Source organism: Acidithiobacillus sulfurivorans (assembly GCF_018853815.1).
Classification (GTDB): Bacteria; Pseudomonadota; Gammaproteobacteria; order Acidithiobacillales; family Acidithiobacillaceae; genus Acidithiobacillus; species Acidithiobacillus sulfurivorans.
Genome location: NZ_JAAOMP010000170.1, coordinates 1 through 21,521, shown reverse-complemented (window position 1 = coordinate 21,521; position 21,521 = coordinate 1). Strand labels below are relative to the sequence as shown.

General features: G+C 53.8%; 24 protein-coding genes. 14 read left to right on the top strand and 10 right to left on the bottom strand.

The genetic code is table 11. The features are described 5' to 3' along the window. The first annotated feature begins 3 nt into the window (after positions 1-3). Together pnp and HAP95_RS16065 are read left to right on the top strand one after the other, a co-directional pair. A complete protein-coding gene (gene pnp / locus HAP95_RS16070) occupies positions 4-2,082 on the top strand; it encodes a polyribonucleotide nucleotidyltransferase (protein WP_215885141.1) in 2,079 nt (692 codons plus the stop codon). Between the two features lie 8 nt (positions 2,083-2,090). Continuing rightward, positions 2,091-3,344, top strand: a complete 1,254-nt coding sequence (locus HAP95_RS16065; RefSeq protein ID WP_215885140.1) for a M16 family metallopeptidase — start codon at positions 2,091-2,093, stop codon at positions 3,342-3,344. On the opposite strand, the gene gloB is transcribed toward HAP95_RS16065, so the two are convergent. Beyond that, a complete protein-coding gene (gene gloB / locus HAP95_RS16060) occupies positions 3,341-4,093 on the bottom strand; it encodes a hydroxyacylglutathione hydrolase (RefSeq protein WP_215885139.1) in 753 nt (250 codons plus the stop codon). The genes HAP95_RS16065 and gloB overlap by 4 nt on opposite strands. Positions 4,094-4,195: 102 nt before the next feature. Between gloB and HAP95_RS16055 the strand changes: the two genes are divergently transcribed. The 3 genes from HAP95_RS16055 to dnaQ are packed head-to-tail and all read left to right on the top strand — an operon-like array spanning position 4,196 to position 6,167. Beyond that, positions 4,196-4,966 carry a class I SAM-dependent methyltransferase gene (locus tag HAP95_RS16055; RefSeq protein ID WP_215885138.1) on the top strand — a complete coding sequence of 257 codons (771 nt, stop codon included), beginning with the start codon at positions 4,196-4,198 and terminating at the stop codon, positions 4,964-4,966. Then, a complete protein-coding gene (gene rnhA, locus HAP95_RS16050) occupies positions 4,966-5,442 on the top strand; it encodes a ribonuclease HI (protein ID WP_215885146.1) in 477 nt (158 codons plus the stop codon). The genes HAP95_RS16055 and rnhA overlap by 1 nt, the downstream gene beginning before the upstream one ends. Beyond that, entirely contained in the window at positions 5,433-6,167 is a 735-nt protein-coding gene (gene dnaQ, locus HAP95_RS16045; RefSeq protein ID WP_215885137.1) for a DNA polymerase III subunit epsilon, read from the top strand. Before rnhA ends, dnaQ begins: the two co-directional genes overlap by 10 nt. Positions 6,168-6,178: 11 nt before the next feature. Here dnaQ and gloA read toward each other — a convergent pair whose 3' ends face one another. The 6 genes from gloA to HAP95_RS16015 all read right to left on the bottom strand — a co-directional run bounded on the left by gloA (position 6,179) and on the right by HAP95_RS16015 (position 11,461). Next, complete coding sequence (gene gloA / locus HAP95_RS16040; RefSeq protein WP_215885136.1) at positions 6,179-6,565, bottom strand: lactoylglutathione lyase; 387 nt, start codon at positions 6,563-6,565, stop codon at positions 6,179-6,181. 48 nt (positions 6,566-6,613) lie between these two features. Next, entirely contained in the window at positions 6,614-7,813 is a 1,200-nt protein-coding gene (locus HAP95_RS16035) for an argininosuccinate synthase (protein WP_215885135.1), read from the bottom strand. Then, a complete protein-coding gene (argF, locus tag HAP95_RS16030; RefSeq protein WP_215885134.1) occupies positions 7,814-8,752 on the bottom strand; it encodes an ornithine carbamoyltransferase in 939 nt (312 codons plus the stop codon). It abuts the gene before it with no gap. Next, entirely contained in the window at positions 8,749-9,915 is a 1,167-nt protein-coding gene (locus tag HAP95_RS16025) for an aspartate aminotransferase family protein (RefSeq protein WP_215885133.1), read from the bottom strand. The genes argF and HAP95_RS16025 overlap by 4 nt, the downstream gene beginning before the upstream one ends. After that, on the bottom strand, positions 9,915-11,141 hold the full coding sequence (locus HAP95_RS16020) for an aspartate kinase (protein ID WP_215885132.1): 1,227 nt from the start codon (positions 11,139-11,141) through the stop codon (positions 9,915-9,917). Before HAP95_RS16020 ends, HAP95_RS16025 begins: the two co-directional genes overlap by 1 nt. A 110-nt stretch (positions 11,142-11,251) precedes the next feature. Further along, complete coding sequence (locus HAP95_RS16015) at positions 11,252-11,461, bottom strand: YgaP family membrane protein (protein ID WP_010641530.1); 210 nt, start codon at positions 11,459-11,461, stop codon at positions 11,252-11,254. A 194-nt stretch (positions 11,462-11,655) separates the two neighbouring features. Here HAP95_RS16015 and tal point away from each other — a divergent pair, with 194 nt between their 5' ends. Next, positions 11,656-12,753: a transaldolase gene (gene tal, locus HAP95_RS16010; protein WP_215885131.1), complete on the top strand. Its 1,098-nt coding sequence runs from the start codon at positions 11,656-11,658 to the stop codon at positions 12,751-12,753. A gap of 11 nt (positions 12,754-12,764) precedes the next feature. Here tal and HAP95_RS16005 read toward each other — a convergent pair whose 3' ends face one another. Together HAP95_RS16005 and HAP95_RS16000 are read right to left on the bottom strand one after the other, a co-directional pair. Next, positions 12,765-13,538 carry an enoyl-ACP reductase FabI gene (locus HAP95_RS16005; RefSeq protein WP_215885130.1) on the bottom strand — a complete coding sequence of 258 codons (774 nt, stop codon included), beginning with the start codon at positions 13,536-13,538 and terminating at the stop codon, positions 12,765-12,767. A gap of 19 nt (positions 13,539-13,557) precedes the next feature. After that, the gene (locus HAP95_RS16000) at positions 13,558-15,378 is read right to left on the bottom strand and encodes a LysM peptidoglycan-binding domain-containing protein (protein WP_215885129.1); all 1,821 of its coding nucleotides are present in this window, start codon (positions 15,376-15,378) and stop codon (positions 13,558-13,560) included. A gap of 254 nt (positions 15,379-15,632) precedes the next feature. Between HAP95_RS16000 and HAP95_RS15995 the strand changes: the two genes are divergently transcribed. The 5 genes from HAP95_RS15995 to brnA all read left to right on the top strand — a co-directional run bounded on the left by HAP95_RS15995 (position 15,633) and on the right by brnA (position 17,964). Further along, positions 15,633-16,073, top strand: coding sequence for a hypothetical protein (locus HAP95_RS15995; protein WP_215885128.1), 441 nt, complete (start codon positions 15,633-15,635; stop codon positions 16,071-16,073). A gap of 48 nt (positions 16,074-16,121) precedes the next feature. After that, on the top strand, positions 16,122-16,460 hold the full coding sequence (locus HAP95_RS17225) for a PhzF family phenazine biosynthesis protein (RefSeq protein WP_226832861.1): 339 nt from the start codon (positions 16,122-16,124) through the stop codon (positions 16,458-16,460). After that, positions 16,457-16,900 carry a PhzF family phenazine biosynthesis protein gene (locus HAP95_RS17220; RefSeq protein ID WP_226832863.1) on the top strand — a complete coding sequence of 148 codons (444 nt, stop codon included), beginning with the start codon at positions 16,457-16,459 and terminating at the stop codon, positions 16,898-16,900. The genes HAP95_RS17225 and HAP95_RS17220 overlap by 4 nt, the downstream gene beginning before the upstream one ends. A 91-nt stretch (positions 16,901-16,991) precedes the next feature. Next, complete coding sequence (locus tag HAP95_RS15985) at positions 16,992-17,405, top strand: GFA family protein (protein ID WP_215885127.1); 414 nt, start codon at positions 16,992-16,994, stop codon at positions 17,403-17,405. Positions 17,406-17,694: 289 nt separating this feature from the next. Further along, complete coding sequence (brnA, locus tag HAP95_RS15980) at positions 17,695-17,964, top strand: type II toxin-antitoxin system BrnA family antitoxin (protein WP_215885126.1); 270 nt, start codon at positions 17,695-17,697, stop codon at positions 17,962-17,964. A gap of 153 nt (positions 17,965-18,117) precedes the next feature. Here the strand turns inward: brnA and HAP95_RS15975 are convergent, their stop codons facing one another. Continuing rightward, positions 18,118-19,101 (bottom strand): integron integrase, encoded by a 984-nt coding sequence (locus HAP95_RS15975; protein WP_215885125.1) that lies wholly within the window; start codon positions 19,099-19,101, stop codon positions 18,118-18,120. 335 nt (positions 19,102-19,436) lie between these two features. Between HAP95_RS15975 and HAP95_RS15970 the strand changes: the two genes are divergently transcribed. The 3 genes from HAP95_RS15970 to HAP95_RS15960 all read left to right on the top strand — a co-directional run bounded on the left by HAP95_RS15970 (position 19,437) and on the right by HAP95_RS15960 (position 21,446). Continuing rightward, complete coding sequence (locus HAP95_RS15970) at positions 19,437-20,090, top strand: DUF5343 domain-containing protein (protein WP_215885124.1); 654 nt, start codon at positions 19,437-19,439, stop codon at positions 20,088-20,090. Further along, entirely contained in the window at positions 20,087-20,662 is a 576-nt protein-coding gene (locus tag HAP95_RS15965) for a Swt1 family HEPN domain-containing protein (protein ID WP_215885123.1), read from the top strand. Before HAP95_RS15970 ends, HAP95_RS15965 begins: the two co-directional genes overlap by 4 nt. 121 nt (positions 20,663-20,783) lie before the next feature. Continuing rightward, a complete protein-coding gene (locus HAP95_RS15960) occupies positions 20,784-21,446 on the top strand; it encodes a toll/interleukin-1 receptor domain-containing protein (RefSeq protein WP_215885122.1) in 663 nt (220 codons plus the stop codon). Positions 21,447-21,521: the final 75 nt, after the last annotated feature.

Genomic DNA, 21,521 nt, shown 5'->3' with positions numbered 1-21,521 from the left:
GTTTTGGCCATCATTCGGAAAGAGTTGGATTTCGGCGGACAGCGCCTGCACCTAGAAACAGGTCGTATGGCGCGTCAGGCTGATGGGGCGGTACTGGTTTCCAGTGGCGACACAGTGGTTCTGGTGACGGCCGTTGGCCGTCGTGAAATGAAACCCGGTCAGGACTTCTTTCCCTTGACGGTCAATTATCAGGAAAAAGCCTATGCTGCCGGTAAAATTCCGGGGGGCTTCTTCAAGCGCGAAGGTCGGCCAACTGAAAAAGAAACCCTGACCTCGCGACTGATTGATCGACCCATTCGTCCCTTGTTTCCCAAAGGATTCATGAATGAAGTGCAGGTCATCGCCACGGTTCTTTCTGTGGATCGCGATCATGACCCGGACATTCTGGCGATGCTTGGTGCTTCGGCAGCTCTGGCGATTTCCGGTATTCCGTTCAAAGGTCCTATTGGCGGCGCCCGGGTGGGTTACGTCAATGGACAATATGTCCTGAACCCCAGCGCTGCACAATTGGCTGAATCGCAGTTGGATCTGGTCGTGGCCGGAACCCGTAATGCGGTGTTGATGGTGGAATCAGAAGCCCAGCAACTGTCTGAAGAAGTGATGCTTGAGGCCGTCATGTTTGGGCACGCCGGATTCCAGCCGGTCATTGAGGCTATTGAGGCCCTGGCGCAGGAAGTGGGTAAGGCCAGCTGGAACTGGGTGGCACCCGTAGCCGATGCGGCTTTGGGTCAGCAGGTGCAGGCCAAGGCTTCGGGTTTGCTGCAGGAAGCCTACTCGTTGGTAGAAAAACAGGCGCGTAGTAAAAAACTTGAAGAAATTCAGCAGCACATGGTTGCAGAATTAGCCGCAGAAGATGCGCAGCGGGCAGACATGGTGCGTGGTTTTGTTAAAAAAATCGAAACCGGTATTGTCCGGGGACGGATTCTGGATGGTGCGCCGCGCATTGATGGGCGGGACACCAAGACAGTGCGACCCATTACGATTGAGGCGGGGGTTTTACCCCGCACCCATGGTTCGGCCCTGTTTACCCGGGGTGAAACCCAGGCTCTGGTCGTCGCAACCTTGGGTACCAAGGGCGATGAGCAGATTATCGACGCTCTTCAGGGAGAAAGTCGTGATCGCTTCATGCTCCATTATAATTTCCCGCCATTTTCCACCGGTGAAACGGGCATGGTCGGTTCACCCAAACGCCGTGAAATTGGTCATGGTCGTCTGGCAAAACGGGCAGTAGCCGCAGTGCTGCCGGAAGCCAGCGAATTTCCCTACAGCTTACGGGTGGTTTCAGAAGTGCTGGAGTCCAATGGTTCTTCCAGTATGGCTACGGTGTGCGGCGCTTCATTGGCCCTGATGGATGCCGGTGTTCCGTTGAAGGCACCCGTTGCCGGAGTCGCCATGGGACTGATCAAGGAAGGCGAGCGTTTTGCGGTTCTCACCGATATCCTGGGTGATGAAGATCATCTGGGTGACATGGATTTCAAGGTGGCGGGTACCGAACAGGGTGTGACTGCCCTGCAAATGGATATCAAGATTGACGGTATTACGCGTGAAATCATGGCTGCGGCCCTAAAACAGGCCCACGCCGGACGTCTTCATATTCTGGGTTTGATGAATGCAGTACTCGAAAAAGGCCGCGTCGAACTTTCGGATAACGCCCCGCGCATTATTACCATACACATCAACCCGGACAAAATCCGTGATGTCATCGGGCCGGGCGGTAAAGTTATTCGCGCCTTGACGGAAGAAACCGGGGCTGCCATTGATATTCAGGATAATGGTACGGTCACCATCGCCACGGTGGACAGTGAAGCCGGTGCTGCCGCTCGTCGGCGGATTGAACTGCTGACGGCGGAAGTACAGGTAGATACCATATATGATGGGAAAGTGGCCAAAATCATGGACTTTGGCGCTTTTGTCACGATTCTTCCGGGGCGTGATGGTCTGCTGCACATTTCCCAGATCAGCAGCGAGCGGGTCAGTGATGTCCACGATTACCTCAAGGAAGGGCAGGCGGTGCGGGTGAAAGTTCTGGAAGTTGATCGTCAGGGCAAAATCAAGCTCAGCATGAAGGACATTACCCAGTAGTTCTGGATTTGGCGGTTTTGACAAAAAATATCGAAGCTTCTGTAAGCACGCTGGATAACGGCGTAGTCGTTCTCAGCGAAAGGTTGCCGGGTCGCCAAAGCGTGGCCCTGTCCCTGACCTTGGGAAATGGTAGCCGTGATCAGGCTGCAGACGAAAACGGTTTTGCCCACCTGCTGGAACACATGCTCTTCAAAGGCAGCACTGAAAGAGATGGAGATGCACTGAATGCAGCGATGGAATCCTTGGGCGGGACTATCAATGCTTTCACCGATCGTGAGAGTACTGTTTTCCATGGTACGGTGTTGGCCGAGGATGCTCAGGAAGCTTTTGTGCTGCTCAGTGAAATGCTCACGCACCCACGTTTTGATCACGCGGATTTACGTCTGGAAAAACAGGTGGTCGCCCAGGAAGCCGCCATGGCTGCCGAGGACCTGGAAGACTGGGTACAGGAACGGGCCTTATTGGAAATATGGGGAGAACACCCCCTGGCCTGGCCCGTGTTGGGCAAGGCCAGCTGTATTCGTGCAGCCAGCCGTAAACGCATACAGGCCTATCACGAGCGGGTGTTGGCCGAATCGCCCCTGATTGTTGCGGCAGTCGGTGATGTGGATCATGAGCGTTTGTGTGGATGGGTGCAGCATGCCTTTCCAGAAATGCGTCGTCCGGCCCCCCCGCAAAATGGTTTGCCCCCCCGCTTTCAGGTTGGTAAAAAAAATCTGCGCCGTTCAGAAGCCCGTCAGGCTCACTTGGTTTGGATGGCACCAGCTTGTTCCGTCGAAGCGGAAGACTATCTCGCTCATGTTGTGGCCAATGCCATTCTGGGTGGAGGCACCGCCTCTTATTTATTCCGGGAACTCCGGGAAAGGCGCGGATTGGCGTATCAGGTGTTTTCCCATCTGGATGCTTTGCGCGACTGTGGCGAATGGTCCTTGTATGTAGCCACCCCGGAAGATAAAGCCCAAGAAGCCGGCAAGGCGATGTCCGAAGTGCTGACTACATTACTGCTTGAGGGGCCAAGTTCTAACGATATGCTCTGGGCAAAACGCAGCTTGCGAATTCAGTTGTTGCTCGGGCAGGAAGATGCCGAAGTGCGCATGAGTCGGCTGGCTCGCCAGTGGCTTTATCTGGGCCGCCTTCATTCGGCGGAGCAGTCGTTGCAGAAACTGGAGCTTGTGGATGCAGAAGCTGTACGTCGGGTTTTGCGCAAAGCCTGGGAACAACGCCTGGAAATGAGCTGCTTACCCTCACGCCGTAAGACTTAGGAAAACTGATCCTTCCAGCGCCGCAAAGTGGTAAATACAAATAGTGCTGTGCTGCCGCTGAGGGGGTCAAATTGCCGGGCACTGGCAATCAGCGCAGGATCAGCGCAGCGCAGAAAGGGATTGCTGGCGCGTTCCAGAGCAATGCTTGACGGCAAGGTGGGTTGTCCACTCTCGCGCTGCTTTTGGGCTTGTATTTGTCTTTCCCGAATAACCGGATTGCCAGAATCCACCAAAGCAGCAAAACGCAAATTATTCTGGGTATATTCGTGGGCGCAGTACACCGCTGTCTCTGGAGGAAGCGCGGCGAGCTGCTGCAAGCTATGGAACAACATCTCGGGAGTGCCTTCAAATATCCGTCCACAGCCGGCAGCAAAAAGCGTGTCTCCGCAAAACAGGGACGCATTCCAAACATAAGCTATGTGATCCCGGGTATGTCCCGGAACTTCCATGACCTGGATTTCTGCGGAGCCAATGGCCAGTTTTCCAGCAGTAACGGGATGGGTCAGGGCGGGTATCCGGTCATTGGCACCGTAGACAGGAATACGGAAATGACCGGCGAGGGCAGCTACGCCCCCCGTATGATCGGCATGATGATGCGTGCAGAGTATGGCAGTTGGCACCATCTGTCTGGGCGCAAGCCATTGAAAAACCGGCTCGGCGTCGCCGGGATCGACAATCCAGACACCGGCGCTGCTTTCCAGCACATAAATGTAGTTATCCGCAAATGCAGGAATGAAATGCACAGACATGTTTGGTTCTCAGGGCAAGCGGGTTACCATAAGCCTACTATGGGAGCCGGTTGGGGTCACGCACACTTGGGTTTTTTGTCATGTTAAGGCGGTGTTACTGAAATGCCAGGGCGGGGACGTCTTAGCCGGCCGCAAGAACAGCGGGCTGCCGTGTGGTGGGATAGTGGTGCCGGACGTCTGCTGCTGGATCGGGCTCGGGATATTCTCCCACGCTGGATTGAGCGTTTGCAGCCGGAAACGGTTTTGCAACTGGGGCAACCGCTGTTCTGGGGCATGCCTCCAGGCACAGAGCGAACCTGGGTGTTGCTGAATGATGGCGCCACATTGCCACCGGAAGCTTATTTGCAGGTTTGCGGGGCCTGTCCGGATATGCCTTTTGCGCCCATGCGCTTTGATCTGGTTATTGTTCCCTTTTGTTTGAGTCGAATGAGCGATCCTGAAGCGGTGCTGGACGAATGCTGGCGGGTGCTGCGCCCTGAAGGCCATGTATTGATCATGGATTTTAATCCCGGGGGGAGCTTGAGCTTTATGCGCCGCTGGCGTTTATGGCGGCGGGATCGGGCCTGGCCCTGGCGGCGTCCCTTTCTGCCCTTAGGGAAGTTGCGTACCCTGCTCGAACATCAGGATTTTATCCTGAAAGAGGGGCGCTACTTTCAGTATACCCTGCCGGGTTTGGAAAAAAATGCCCGTTGGATGGAGCTCATGGGTGACCGCTGGTGGCCGGCGGGTGCAAACGCTTATTTACTGCTGGCCCAACGCCGTGACCCTGAGCGACCTTTGGTCGGGTTGGCTACGCCTGTAAAAATGCGCCGGGAGCGCCGTAAAGTCAGCTCTGAAGCCCCGGCAGCTTATGATCATTCGGAGCTGGGATGATGACGGATAAAATTGTGGAATTGTTTACGGATGGTGGTTGCCGGGGCAATCCCGGCATCGGGGCCTGGGGTGCCTGGTTGCGGCGCGAAACACAGGAGAAGGTGCTCTGGGGATTTGAGCCGGAAACCACCAACAACCGCATGGAATTGACGGCGGCTCTGCGCGGTCTCGAAGCCCTGAAACGTCCGACCCGGATCCGTGTGATCAGTGATTCCCGTTATTTGCGGGATGGTATGACCCAGTGGTTGCCAGGTTGGCAACGGCGCGGCTGGCGCACAGCGGGTGGGGATCCGGTCAAAAATCAGGATATCTGGGAGCGTCTGGTAAAAGCCTCTGCTCCCCATGAGGTAGAATGGGAATGGGTGCGCGGGCACTCCGGTCATGTAGAAAATGAAAAGGTCGATGCCTTGTTAAATCAGGTTATGGATCAGTACGGCGCGCGCCCACAGCGCGAAGAGGGGGAAGGATGGCTTTAAGACAGGTAGTGCTGGATACAGAAACTACGGGTATTGACTGGAAACAGGGTCATCGGGTCATTGAAATTGGCGCGGTAGAGTTACTGGATCGCCGTTTGACGGGGAATAATTACCAACAGTACCTCAACCCCCAGCGCAGCAGTGATCCTGAAGCCCTGCGCGTGCATGGCCTCACCGATGCGTTTCTTGCGGATAAACCACTATTCGCCGAAGTGGCTGAGACCTTTCTGAACTATCTGGGTGATGCAGAGCTGATTATTCACAATGCGCCCTTTGATCTGGGTTTTTTGAACCATGAACTCGGAAAAGTAGAAAAAACGCCTCTGAATCATAAAGTGCTGGATACCTTGGTGGATGCCCGTCGTCGTCATCCCGGGCAGAAAAATGACCTGAACAGCCTGTGCCGACGTTATAATGTGGACAATAGTCACCGTGAGCTGCACGGCGCTTTGCTGGATTGCGAAATCCTGGCCAAAGTCTATCTCGGCATGACGGGGGGGCAGGTGGATATGATGGGCTTGCTGAATGCTTCAGAGGAGCATTCAGGAATGGTGCCTTCCCGAGATTCTGCGACTTCTGTGCAAATTGCTCAATTCAACAGCAGCACGGTGGCCGCGCGTCCGCGTCCGGGATTGCGGGTCATTCGCGCCACTGCGGAAGAAACCGCCCTGCATGCCCAATATTTAGAGGATATGGGCGGAAAAGCTCTATGGAATGAGCCATAAAGTGCTGTAACTTATTGCTTATGCTCAATGAGCTCGATGCGGTAACCGTCAGGATCTTCTACAAAGGCAATGATGGTACTGCCGTGTTTCATAGGCCCCGCTTCGCGCACCACTTTGCCACCCCGCCCACGAATGGCATCGCAAGCCGCAGCGGCATTTTCCACTTCCAGGGCAATATGCCCGAAGGCATCACCGAGTGTGTAATGATCCACGCCCCAATTGTAGGTCAGTTCAATGACGGCACCGGCGCTTTCCTCCTGATAGCCCACAAAAGCGAGGGTAAACTTGCCTTCGGGATAATCTTTGCGGCGTAACAGATGCATGCCGAGGACTTCCGTATAAAACTGGATGGAGCGATCCAAATCGCCCACCCGCAGCATGGTATGTAAAAGACGCATTTGACTCTCCTTGCACAGATTGCTGTGCTGTTTTTTTCCAGAGATCTACTACCCCTGCAAGCGTTTTTCAATACGCAGACGCAGGGCGTTGAGCTTGATGAACCCTTCTGCATCTTTCTGATTATAGGCGCCGGCATCATCTTCGAAGGTGGCAATGCGGGGATCAAACAGACTTTCCTGAGACTTGCGGCCGACTACACTGCAGGTCCCCTTATAGAGCTTGACGCGAACTACACCGCTCACTAGACGCTGGGTCTGGTCAATCAGGGTCTGCAGAGCGCGGCGTTCCGGACTCCACCAGAAGCCATTGTAGACAATGCTGGCGTAGCGGGGCATCAGTTCATCCTTGAGATGCGCGACTTCCCGATCGAGGGTAATGGATTCAATGGCGCGATGGGCCTTGAGCAAAATGTTGCCGCCAGGCGTTTCATAGCAGCCTCGGGACTTCATGCCCACATAACGGTTCTCGACAATATCCAGACGGCCGACGCCATGCTCGCCACCTACGGTATTGAGGTGAGCCAGTAATTGCTCAGGATTCAGGGCTTCACCGTCCACCGCGATGGGATCACCATGCGCATAGGTGATTTCCAGATAGCGGGGTTGATCTGGAGCTTTCTCGGGCGCTGTAGTCCAGCGCCACATGCTCTCCTCGGCCTCCGCCCAGGGGTCTTCCAGAATGCCGCCTTCATAGGAAATATGCAGAAGATTGGCATCCATGGAGTAGGGCGACTTTTTACCGTGTTTTTCCACAGGAATACCATGCTTATCGGCATACTTGAGGAGCTTTTCACGGGAGTTCAGGTCCCATTCCCGCCAGGGAGCAATGACCTGAATGGCCGGGTTCAGGGCGTAAGCACCCAGTTCAAAGCGGACCTGATCGTTGCCCTTGCCGGTGGCTCCATGAGCAACGGCATCGGCACCCACTTCAGCGGCAATTTCCACCATGCGCTTGGCGATAAGCGGCCGGGCAATGGAAGTCCCCAGCAGGTATTCCCCCTCATAGATGGTATTGGCGCGAAACATGGGAAATACATAATCGCGGACAAATTCCTGACGGAGGTCGTCAATGAATATTTCCTTGGCACCGAGCTTTTCTGCCTTGATACGGGCCGGTTCCACTTCTTCACCCTGACCAATATCTGCCGTAAAGGTGACGACATCACATTGATATTGATCTTGCAGCCATTTGAGAATGACCGAGGTATCGAGACCCCCTGAATAGGCGAGAACGACTTTTTTGACCATTTAAGAAGCTCCTTGCAAAGCGGCCACAGGGCCAATGCCAAATAAAAATTCCATGAGCGCCTTCTGGGCGTGCAGGCGATTTTCCGCCTCTTCCCAGACGACAGAAAGGGGACCATCCATAATATCGGCGCTGACTTCTTCTCCGCGATGTGCAGGAAGGCAGTGCATGAACAGAGCGCCAGGCGCAGCAGCAGCCATGAGGGCGTGATTCACCTGAAAATCCTGAAGAATGGCGCGGCGCTGCTCGGCCTCCTGTTCCTGGCCCATGCTGGTCCAGACATCCGTCACAACCAGGTCGGCACCTTCCACTGCAGAAACAGGATCGTGGAGGACGGTGACATATTCTCCCCCGGTTGCCAGCATCCCGGCGCTGGGAGCATAGGGGGCAGGGCTGCCGATACGCAGGCTGAAATTGAAAATGCGTGCGGCCTCCATCCAGGAATGGGCCATGTTGTTGGCTCCATCTCCTACATAGGCAACTCTCCGTCCTTCCAGTGTGCCCCAGTGTTCGGTGGCGGTCATGAGATCTGCAAGCAACTGGCAGGGGTGGTGGTCATCGGAAAGACCATTGATGACGGGCACTCTGGAGGCTGCGGCAAAGAGCTTGAGGTTGTCATGACTGAAAGTGCGGATCATGACCATGTCTACCATCCGTGAAATCACCCGGGCGGTGTCTTCAATGCTTTCTCCGCGACCCAGTTGGGTGTCGCGTGGCGAGAGGAAAAGGGCATGCCCGCCCAGTTGCGCCATACCCGTCTCAAAGGAAACCCGGGTCCGGGTGGAGGACTTTTCAAAAATCATGGCCAGAGTCCGCCCGGTAAAGGGCATGTACCGTTCACCCTGGCGCTGCATGTGCTTGAGAGCAATAGCACGGTCCAGCAAGGCCTTTAGTTCGGCTTGGCTGAGATCGGCGAGGCTGAGAAAGTGACGTAGTTTCATGATGTGGGTTCCAGTAGTCGGACGATCCCGGCAACCAGCAGATCTATTTCCGATTCAGAAATAATGAGCGGTGGTAAGAGCCGAATGACTTTGTCGGCCGTGACATTAATCAGTAATCCTGCTTCCAGAGCACGCTCTACCAGACGTTCGGGTTTTTGCGCCAGCTCAATACCGACCATCAAGCCCATACCGCGTATATCCCGAACCTCTGGATGCTGCGCCAGGGCATGGCGCAGTTTCTGCTGCAACAGCGCCCCCATTTTGGCCGCCTGAGCAGGAATGTTGGTGTTTTCCATGGTGTCGAGCACCGCCAGGGCGGCAGCACAGACCAGGGGTCCACCCCCGAAAGTCGTACCATGTTTACCGGGTCCAAACAAGTCTGCTGCCGCTTTGCGGGCAAGCAGGGCGCCAATGGGTACCCCGTTTCCCAGGCCTTTGGCCAGGCTGAGTACATCCGGAACCACGCCGTCAAGTTGTTGATAGGCAAAGAAATTACCAGTACGACCGATGCCGGTTTGGACTTCGTCGAGCATGAGCAGCAGTCCGTGGGCATCACAAATACTGCGCAGTTCCGCTAAAAATCCCTCGGGAGCAGGGCGTACGCCGCCCTCACCCTGCACGGGCTCAACCAGAATGGCAGCAATGGCCGGATTGGCGGCAATCAGTCCTCTGACCGTGCTGCTGTCGCCATAAGGAGCCCGAACAAAACCGGGTACCAGCGGTGCGAAGCCTTCCTGAATGCGGAAATTGCCCGTCGCCGTCAGCGCCGCCAGGGTGCGGCCATGAAAAGCCTGGGTAAATACCAGAACCTGTGGTTCGGCAATGCCTTTCTGATGGCCGTGGAGGCGCGCCATTTTGATGGCTGCTTCGTTGGCTTCAGCGCCACTATTACAAAAAAAGGCAGCATCCAGACCGCTGAGGCGGCAGAGGCTATCGGCCAGTTTTTCCTGCAGGGGAATCTGGTAAAGATTGGAAGTATGCAGCAGGGTGCCCGCTTGTGACTGAATGGCCTGAGTGACGGCAGGGTGGCAATGACCCAGACCCACTACCGCAATACCCGCCAGGGCATCCAGATAACGCCGTCCTTCGTTGTCGTAAAGCCACACGCCCTCTCCCCGGCTGAAAGCCACGGGCAGACGTGCATAATTGTTCATGAGTGTCATTATACCGGGGCCTCCCCATCCAGGTTGAAGGCGGCGTGCAGGGCCCGCACCGCCAGTTCCAGATATTTTTCTTCGATGACCACAGAAATCTTGATTTCCGAGGTGGAAATCATCTGAATGTTGATGTTTTCCTTGCCCAGGGTGGCAAACATGGTGGCGGCAATACCCGCATGGGAACGCATGCCGACGCCTACTACCGATACCTTGACAATGTGGTCGTCGCCCCGCACATCTTCCGCTTCCAGCTTTTGGGCCACAGCGCTCAGAATATCCTTGGCCTGGGCGTATTCATTACGATCCACCGTGAAGGTGAAATCCGTTTTGCCGGCTTCGGAAATATTCTGCAGGATAACGTCCACGTTGATATTGGCTTCTGAGACGGGTCCCAGAATGGAATAGGCAATACCAGGGTGATCAGGAACGCCAATCATGGTGAGTTTGGCTTCGTTACGGGAGAAGGCGATGCCAGAAACGCGGGGAGCTTCCACAGAATTTTCCTCATTGGTAACCAGAGTGCCGGGCCCATCCTGAAAAGACGACAAGACCCGAACAGGAACATTGTACTTCATGGCAAACTCAACAGAGCGCGTCTGCAGTACCTTTGCGCCGAGACTTGCCATTTCAAGCATTTCTTCAAAAGTAATACGATCAAGGCGCCGCGCTCTCGACTCCACGCGCGGATCCGTTGTGTAAATGCCATCTACATCGGTAAAAATATCACATTCATCGGCGCGCAGTGCAGCGGCCAGTGCGACGGCTGTGGTGTCCGATCCGCCCCGCCCCAAAGTGGTAATATTGCCATGCAGGTCGACGCCCTGGAAACCGGCAACCACTACGATCTTCCCGGATTCGAGGGCTGAACGGATTTTGTGATCCTCAATATGTTCAATGCGCGCCTTGGTATGGGCAGAGTCAGTGGTAATGGCTACCTGGGTGCCGGTAAAAGACTGCGCTGCTTGTCCCATTTCCTCCAACGCCATGCACAACAGCGCAATAGTCACCTGTTCTCCGGTGCTCAGCAGAGTATCCAGTTCACGCTCGGCAGGGTGAGCCGCTATGGCCCGCGCCAGTTGCAAAAGACGATCGGTCTCGCCAGACATGGCCGATACCACGACCACAACCTGATGCCCGGCCCGATGCGTAGCCATGACTTTTTCGGCAACCGCGCGAATGCGCTCGGGACTGCCCACAGAAGTTCCACCAAATTTTTGTACGATGAGTGCCATTGTCAGTGATTTTATGAAAAATTAAGGGCAAATCATAAAGCCTTGGGACGCGTTCGTACAGGATGGGGCGAGAAGCCCTTAATAGAGTGCTTTTTATGAGATTTGCTTGCTTACTGTGACAGGTTTTCCGGTTTCCGGGTTTTTTTGAGGAAGGAATACACCGGGCAATAGCCGAAAACCCCCGTTGCTATGAGGAGAAGCCCCGAAAAGGTCCATTCCCGATAGGGGAAGGGATTGACGAAATAGATGAGAAAAATGATGGCGCCGAAGTAAAGGCGCAGCCAACGCTCGGTACTGTTCATGTTCTTGATGATTTTCATGATATTGCCGTCCTTAAATGAGAGGGCTGGGTATGAATATTAGACCGCTTCGGTCCGTGCCGCAATAGGAGAATCGTGCATGTTCTCAGCATCTTCTCCGGGCTTGAACTACAATAAACTGCATGAAGAGGATCGTGTGAGCAGTCTGGGATAGCCAAACAGGTTTCTGAAGTGAGTTCCGGGGAGATGAAAGGATGACAACAGATTTACGGGCGTTGCACAAAGAGGTTGGTCAAAGCATCTGGCTGGATAATTTGTCGAGAACCCTGATTCACGATGATGTTCTCAGAAAATATATCAGCGCAGATGGTATTAGTGGGGTTACATCCAATCCCAGCATTTTTCAGAAAGCCATTCATTCCAGTCCCTACTATCAGGATGATTTGCGGCAGGCTGCAGAATCTGCCGAGCGGCTTTATGAACAGCTCGTTTTGCAGGATTTGCAGATGGCCTGCGATCTTTTGCGGCCGGTGCATCAGCAAAGTGCTGGCGACGATGGTTGGGTGAGCTGGGAGGAATCTCCGCGTTTGGCGCATGATGAAGCAGCTACGGTTGCTGAAGCCCGCCGTCTGCGGGGATTGGTGCAGCGTGACAATTTATTGATCAAGGTCCCCGCAACGCCCCAGGGTATTGCGGCACTGGCCACGCTGATAGGCGAGGGTATTTCAGTCAATGTCACCCTCATGTTCGGATTGGAGCATGTTCACCAGGTTTTTGCGGCTTATCAACAGGGCTTGGCGCATTGGGTAAAACAAGGCGGCGACCCCCGCCGGGTCAAGGCGGTTGCCAGCCTTTTCCTGTCACGGGTAGATACCCTCGTTGATCAGCAGCTCGAAAAAATTGCGACAGCAGAGGCTCTGGCTTTACGCGGCAAGGCCGCAGTGGCCATGGCCAAGGTTGCTTACAAGGTCTATCAGGAGACCTTCCATGGGGACGGCTTCGCGGAGTTGGCCAAGGCCGGTGGGCGTCCGCAGTATCTGCTCTGGGCCAGTACCAGTACGAAAAGCCCGGAATACTCGGATTTACTCTATGTCGAACCGTTGATGGGGCCGGAGACTATCAATACCTTGCCGGATGAAACCCTGAACAAACTGCGTGATCACGGCCATATCGCGAATCGGGTGAGCGAGGATCTGGACGCGGCTCAAGCAGTCATGGCCGGACTGGAGTCGCTGGGTATTCACATGGACAGTGTGGCTGAGCAATTACAGCAGGATGGGCTGGCCGCCTTCGCCAAAAGTTTTGAGGAAATGTTGGCGGAGGTCGGCAAGGCCATGACCCGTGAGGGTTAATTGTCTTCGAATTAAAAGCCGACGGTGTTGAAGCCAGCATCGACGTAAGTAATTTCGCCGGTAATGCCTGAGGCAAGGTCGGAGCAGAGGAAGGCCGCCGCGTTGCCCACTTCTTCCTGGGTAACGTTGCGGTGGAGGGGGGCATGCTCCGCATAGTGGTCGAGGATTTTACGGAATTCACTGATGCCGCTGGCTGCCAAAGTGCGAATGGGGCCTGCGGAAATAGCGTTGACACGAATGCCATCACTACCCAGAGAATAAGCCAGGTAACGAATGCTGGCTTCAAGGCTGGCCTTGGCCAGGCCCATGACATTGTAGTTGGCCATGGCCCGTTCGGCTCCGAGATAGCTGAGCGCCAGTAAAGCCCCTTGGCGGCCCTGCATCAAAGGGTGCATGGCTTTGGCCATGGCGGTGAAGCTGTAGGAAGAAACTTCATGGGCAATACGGAAGCCTTCGCGGGTGGTGGCATCCAGATAGCTGCCACTGAGTTCTTCCTTGGGCGCAAAAGCCGCGCCATGGATACCGATGTCGACGCCACCCCATAGTGACTGGACGCGCTCCATGGCCGCCTGCAATTGCTGTTCATCCATCAGATCCAGTTCCAGGGGTTCCGGCGCACCGATTTGCCCAGCTAGTTCTTCTACCCGGCTTTTGGTGCGCTCGCCCTGATAGGTCAATAGCACTTCGGCTCCCTGACGATGCATGGCCTGCGCGATTCCCCAACAAATGGAACGATCATTGGCTACGCCAACGATGAGCGCCTTTTTGCCTGTCATGAAACCCATAAAACCTCCTGTGTGCTGCTTAGCGTGTATAGATAGTGAGACGTGAGCCCGGCTGAATGTCGCTGGCAGAGGCCAGGTGGTTCCATTGGATGAGAGACTTGGGTTGCACATGGTACTGCTGGGCAATTTGCCAGAGCGTGTCCCCCTTGCGAACAATATAAGTCGCTGCGCGCGGCTGGGTGGCGGCGCGTTCCTGGCGGGCACTGATAGCCGCTACGGCGGTTTCTGAAGGGATATTCAGGACCTGACCCGGATGGATGACGGATTGCTCGGTCAGGTGGTTCGCATGGGCAATAGCGGTGATCCCTACACCGGCTCGCTGCGCAATTTGCCAGAGACTTTCGCCGGGGCGCACCGTCAACTGTCTTTGCCGGCGTGCTGCCGTATAAACGGGGGTGGCATGACCTCCGTAAACCGTCAGTTGTTCTCCCACCTGCAGGTCATTGGCCGAATGGATATGATTCCAGCGCATCAGGTTCTGAACACTGACGCCAGCCTGCTGCGCCAGTCCCGAAAGGGTATTCCCGGAGTGGACAACCAGAGCGTGATTGGCCGGTTGGCTATCAGTGGCGTTTTCCAGATGATGCCCCCCATAAACCACCAGCTGCTGGCCTACCTGCAGGTCACGCGCTGAGCGCAGATGATTCCATTGCTTCATCTGCTGAACACTGACCCCAGCCCGCATGGCTATTTGTGACAGGGTGTTCCCTGGATGTACCGTCAAATGGCTGAGCTGTGCTTGGATGACGGGCTGGGCCACTGGTGTGGCAGCGGCGGCCGGTTGTGCGACGGGTAAAGCCTGGGCTGCAGCCTCCTGCGGCATGGTCAACAGCGCCGTTTTCAGGGTGGCGGCCTTGTCCTTGGGAACCACGAGCTGATAGTCCGCAGGGACTACGCCATAACTGATTCCGGCATTGAGGTGCTGCAATTCGCTGACAGGGACATTCATCAAATTGGCAGCCACATTGAGGGCGACCGATTTAGGCGTGGTGACTACCGCTATGTGGGCCGTATTGGGGATATAGGGCAGGCTGACGTGGTAGGCCTTGGCATTTTTGATGACCTGGGCAAGACCCAATAGTTCCGCCACGTAATTTTCAGTTTGTTCGGGAAGATTCAGATCCCAGAAATCGGTAGGTTGGCCGGCCGCCACATTTTGCTGGATAGCGGCGGAAACCGTACCCTGTCCGGCATTGTAGGCCGCAATCGCCAGGAGCCAGTTTCCACCAAAATAATTGTACAAATAAGACAGGTAATCCAGGGCGGCGTTGGTGGAGGCCGTCAGGCTCAGGCGGGGATCCCCGTAACGCGTATTTTGCAGTCCAAAACTCCGCGCGGTTCCAGGCACAAACTGCCAGAGCCCTGCGGCAGCGGCTGGAGAATAGGCTTTAGGATTGTAGCCGCTCTCAATGGCGGGAAGCAAAGCCAGTTCCATGGGCAAGCCGCGTTGAGAAACGGCGTTGACTACGTAATACAGAAAGGGGCGTGAATTGCCGAGAATTTCTTCGAGTTTGCCCTGATGCTGCAAAAACCAGGTACGCCATTTATCGACTTCAACCCGAGACACGTTGCTGAGACGCAGACCCTGGTCGATGTTTGTCCAGACGTTACCTGATCCTGCCTGGTCGCCAAAAGCACCCGCCGCCTCGAATTGCTGCAGTGTCGCCGCAAGATTGTCATTACCTGGGTGGTTGCTTACGCTGGGATCTGAAGAGGCCCCAACCGATGCTGCGCCCTGTAAATCACTTTGTGGCAGCCCTATGGTTTGGCTATCTGCCCAAGCCATAGGACTGCTCCCTAGCACCACCGCAGTGGCGATAGCGATTATTCGTTTGTTCATGTTGCTCCTTCCTGGGCGGGTTCAATCCACAATCGGGCGTCCCGCAGACGTTACCCTTCACAATAAGGATGTCATTATAAACAGCAGCTTGGTACAAGCTTTGCTTACTATCTTAGGGATAGTAAGCAAAACCAACATCCCGAGTCAATCGACTTTTCTTGAGGCCGCTCGCTCTGTTTGCTTTATGCGTCGATTTTTGAAAGCCTTGAACGCAGGCGTTACTGGGCAGGAAATTAAAGGTAAAGGAGAGAAACATGCAGCAGTTAGTGAATGGGCCACTGTTTTTGCATCAAGGTGGTCCATTAACGCAACTGTTTCATATTACGGGCATCCCTGGAGATGCGGCCGCATCCAAAGCGGCGCTGATGACATCCATTCGGGATGTCGGGTTCTCTGGCCTTCCTGCCGCGCAAAAAGAATATGAAAAACTGCTGGACCATCTGGGTATCGCCCAGGCGGTTGTGAGAGGCAACAGTTTTCGCCTGAAGCAGACCGCTCCACATCAAAGTGGCGGAACGGCATCCCGTCCTGTATTGGTTTTTCCAGTGATACTGCAAGAATCCCATCAACAGGAAACGGGGCCACGGATTAATAAGGGGTCCTATACTCTGCGGCTCACGTATGTGGGACATTCTGCGCAAAAGGGTTTTAGACCTTCCCCCACGTTATCTGAAATCGCACTGGTCCGGCAATAAATGCTGGCTCTCCACTACCCACTATAGTTAAGTTTTTGGGAGGCCATATTGAAGCTCAAGCAATACCAGGTTGATGCATTCACTGATAAAGTTTTTGGGGGTAATCCTGCCGCTGTGGTTCCGTTGTCAGTGTGGCCAGATGATTCGCTTCTCCAAGCAATTGCTGAGGAAAACAATCTTTCCGAAACGGCGTTCTTCGTTCCTGCTGAAAAAGCCTTCCAGCTGAGGTGGTTCACTCCACTCAAGGAGGTTGATCTTTGTGGCTATGCAACCTTGGCGACAGCGCATATCATTTTTGAAATTCTTGGCTATTCCAAACCGATTATCACTTTTGAAACGCGCAGCGGCGCGCTATTCGTGGAAAAAATGGCGCCCGCTTGGAAATGAACTTCCCGGCACGGCCGCCTGCACCCTGCCAGCTTTCCGAAATTTTAGTCAAAGGACTCGGCCAGCGTCCGGTTGAAGTATTGGCTGCGGACGATTATCTGGCCGTGTTCGACAGTGAAGCCACCGTTCGCGCGATCACACCTGACCAAGCACTACTTGTTCAGCTGGGTTTGCGCGGTGTGATTATTACCGCACCCGGTAAGGAGGTCGATTTTGTCAGCCGCTTCTTTGCCCCCAAGTATGGCGTTCCCGAAGATCCTGTTACAGGTTCCGCGCATTGTGCGCTTGCGCCGTACTGGGCCAATAAACTGGGCAAGAACATCCTGACTGCCAAACAGGTTTCCAAGCGTGGTGGTAACATCACTTGTGAGGTGAAGACTGACCGAGTGTTTCTCTCAGGTTGTGCGGTCATGTTTATGGAGTCTGAAATTTTCTTATAAAATACATGATTATAAGCTCAATGTGGACTGTGCAAAAGGGTGCGACCCCTTAGCTTCACGTTATGTCCCCATTAACAGGTAGGAGACTTTTATGAATGCAAAGTATTCTGGGCGGTGCCTTTGTGGGGAAATCAGCTATTCAGTTGATATTGAGCCAGTGTTTACTGGAAATTGTCATTGTAAAGACTGTCAAAGATCATCAGGTAGTGCATTTATTCCGGCGATGCTTTTCCCTGAAAAAAATGTGGTTATTTCAGGTGAAGTAAAATATTACGAGTTTCAGGCAGATAGCGGAAATATGCACAAAAGAGGTTTTTGCCCGAATTGTGGTTCCCAATTGTTTGCAAGGTTCGGTCATATGCCAGGAGTGCTGGGTATAAAGGCTGGCACTTTAGATGACGCATCGAATTATGTTCCAACATTGGATTTTCATGTAAGTAGCGCTGCACCATGGGACTTCATGAATCCAGCGTTACCTAAAAAGCAGAGGGCGGCACAAAGCTGACAATATTATATAACGTAATGATTCAAATGTGACGCGCGCGGCTGCGACAAGCGGTGAAACGGCGGCCATCAGCACTGCACCATCTGCAAAATCAGCACCTACGGCATCCTTCCAGATATTGCTGAGTGAGTAAAAAATGAATAATTTGTACTCATGGATGCCTTTGAATTCGACGAAGCCAAAAGCCAAGCCAATCTGGATAAGCACTGGTCGGCCGTCGTCACATACAGGGATGCTCGAATTCGTCTGATTTCGGTCAGGCGTTCCCGCAAGAAGGAGGTAGAACTCTATGAAAGCTAAAGACTTCGACAAGAAATTTGAGGAAGGTCAGGAAGATATTAATGATGACCTGGATCTGTCCTCTGCTCGCCGCGTTAATCAGGAACAAAAGCGAATCAACGTTGATTTTCCGGCTTGGGTCGTGGCGTCGTTAGATCGCGAGGCTGCGCGCATTGGTGTTACCCGCCAATCAATCATCAAGATGTGGCTGGTGGAGCGTCTTCAGGCAGAATCTGCTCACAAGCCGCTCAATGGTGACACTGCGAGTGGCGCACATTAGTGGTGAGGTACTTGCTTTGGTGCACCAGAACCGGACCATCAGGAGCATCTGGGATTCTTTCTGGAGGAGTTGGGGCAGCGCATACCTGAAGCATTGCAACTCATCGCGACCTTTTGTGTTATCCGGTAGATCATCTCTATCTACTGACACTTTTTATTGGTCGAGCGGGCTGATAATGCCGCGACCACCCTTGTTCAGGACGTGGGTATAAATCATGGTGGTACTCACATCCTTATGGCCCAGTAGTTCCTGAACGGTGCGAATATCATAACCCGCCTGCAGTAAATGGGTGGCAAAAGAATGCCGTAACACATGGGGTGTGACCGGCTTTACAATACCTGCCCGACTCGCCGCCGTGCGTATGGCTCTCTGAACCGACGCCTCGAGAATATGATGGCGTCTTTGTGCTCCAGAGCGCGGATCGTCACTGAGCACAGGGGAAGGAAATACATACTGCCATCCCCATGATTTAGCGCTGGAAGGAAATTTTACGGCCAGCGCATCCGGCATAAAAACTGCCCCCAGGCCTTTTTCAAGATCAGCGTCGTGCAAAAGTTTGGTTTTTTCCATATGCTTTTTTAGGGGCAGCAGAATATTTTCGGGTAAGACAGTCACCCGATCTTTCGCCCCTTTGCCATCCCGCACAATGATTTCACGCCGTTCAAACTCCACATCTTTTACGCGCAGGCGCAACCCCTCCAGCAAGCGCATACCGGTTCCATAAAGCAATGCCGCAACCAGCCACATGGTACCCGAAAGCTCGTGCAACAAGGCGCGCGCCTCCGTAGGCGTAAGCACTACGGGCAGATGCTGCGAAGGCTTGGCATTGGTAATGTTATCCAACCAGGGAAGATCTATATCCAGCACCTGCTTGTACAAAAAAAGCAGAGCCGCCTTGGCCTGATTTTGGGTGGATGACGAAACGTGACGCTCATTGGCGAGGTAACTCAGAAATGCCTCCACCTCAGCGGCCCCCATATTTTGGGGATGGCGCTTCTGATGGAACAAAATAAAACGCCGCACCCAATCGGTATAAACTTCTTCAGTGCGGATACTGTAATGCATCGTCCGGATGCGGGCGCGCACCTGATCCAGAAGCTTGGGTGGGGTATTGGTGTGTGGTTGATTGTTTTCCATCTGAATAATTTTAGGCTGTACTAAATTATTGTGCAAGGGACAGTATTTTGAATATGCAGGATATTGGTTGGTGTTAATATTGCATTAGACAGTAATTGAGTGATTGCATGGTGCAATCTAAATTACGTTCGCGGGCGCTGTGCGCCCGCGAACGGGGCGCGAGTGTCGAACATCGGGGCGTTGGGCGCACAGCGCCCGCGAACCCCTCGTTCGAGCGGACACCGCTACGCGGCTTCGCCCGCGTGAGCCTCCGCGCACTTCGTGCCCTCCGGCCTCACGCGGGTGCCGCACAACTCGCGCCCCGTTAGCCTGCAGATCACTTATCGGAGGATGTGATGGGACTTGCTGAAAGCTACACCCTCAAGCCGAATGCAATTCCGGCGTACTTCGACGCCATTCTTGACGCGCAACCTCCCGAGCGATTCTCACTGAAGTTCCTAGAGAATCTTGGCTTCACATCGACTAATGACCGACTATTCATCGGAATGCTAAAGGATCTGGGGTTCCTCAATCGAGATGGCGCACCGCAGCAGAGATATTTCGAATTTTTAGATCGCAGCCAGTCAAAGCGCTTGTTGGCGGATGGAATTCGTGAAGGCTACTCCGACCTTTTTTCTATCAACACTAAGGCCAACACCTACAGCGTCGAAGAGGCAAAGAACAAACTAAGAACCCTCTTCGCTGGAAAGAAGACCGACTTGGTAATCTCAAACATTGCAAAGACGTTCAAAGCACTATGCGATTACGCAGACTTCACCAGCGCTACCGCAACACCAAAGAAATCAGAGAAACCTGCCAAGCAGGAGCCAGCGGAACAACCCCAAGAGCTTGGCTCTGAGAAATCAATACCCCAGGAATCCCAACAAATTGCCGCTGGCAAAATCCGTGTTTCAGGGCTTCAGTACCACATCAACATCGTACTTCCTGAAACGAGAGATCAGGCAGTGTTCGACGCGATCTTTAAGTCCCTTCGAGACCACTTAGGATGAAAGAGCTAGATCTCTATTCTTTCGTTTATCGCGGCGTTCTTACAGAAGAGGCTCTCGACAAGAACGGACGGTGGCGGCGAGGTCACTTTGGCGCAGAAGAAGCGCGAGAAGCGCAGCGCTCGTTATCCTATGACTTCTTGGATTCCGATCTCCTCCAAGAAGCGCAAAGGATGTCTGTGGTGTACGCCGCCGTTCACGCATTTGAGAACGCCGTTCGCAATTTAGTTACAAAAGCAATGGCAGAGGCGAACGACGAAAACTGGTGGCAAAAGGTTCCGGAACGCATCCGAAAGTCTTCTAAGAGCCGCATGGATGAAGACGCAAAGTTCCGGTGGCATGGAGCACGGGGTGCACAGGAAATCAATTATTGTGATTTTGGCGACCTGTCCTCTATCATCGTTACTAACTGGGACGTATTTGACGACCTTCTCGGAAACATGGAGTGGGCTAAGGCCACCCTCAATACTCTAGAGAAGAGTCGCAATATCATCATGCATGGCGGGTCGCTTGCCAAAGAAGACGTCGAACGCATCGGCATGAATATTCGAGACTGGATCAGGCAAGCAGGCTAACAATTCGTTCAAGCCGACGCCGCTTCGTTCCGGTGCTGCGGTGGCAAAGAAAGCCTGTCACCGCGCGCCATCACTGCGCGTCGCGGCTTAACTCAAGCGTTAGAGAACTACAGGGATCATCATGACCATTGTTGAGCAAACATTCATTATTCATTTGGACTATGGAAACCGCGCCGATGAACGAAAGTTTGTCGCCGATGTGCTTGACACTTTCGACAAAGGCACGCTTTGTGGCGCAAATCTATTCATTAACAATGATCCATATGGCCTTGAGCTTCTCCTATCTCTCAACTTCGAGAAGGACGGAGACAAGTTTGAGGCGTGGTTAAGAGACAACTACCCGGCCAAGAAGAGAGAATATCGTCTCCTGTTCGAGGACATCACCGACGCCATTAGTCGAAGGGGATACAGTGTCTGCGGTTTGCTGGATAGTGACATGCTTTCATTTTCTATGCCCCCCGAGGCCAACGGACTATTTCTCTTCCCGGACCGGAAGATAATCTCCTCAATATGGGGCCGTGCTACCGCAAGTTCGTCCTTCTCGGTTTTCCTGTCGCACGCTAGTCGCGACAAGCCACTTGTAGATGCCGTTTTCAATGAGCTTCACAAGCGAGATGTGCGCGCTTGGTACGACCGCTACGAAATCGAGCCTGGCGACAGCATCACCGATAAGATCAACGAGGGGCTTGCCAACAGCAAGTTGGGGCTACTGTTCTTCTCGAAGAATTTTCTAGATCCGCGCTCCGGATGGCCAACGAAGGAGGCCAATTACTTCGAGCTATAGTCAAATCTGGTGTATGAGCATTTTCTGACATAGATCAGGCGGCGGTCTGTTGATCATCCGGCAGGGTTAGGTTAG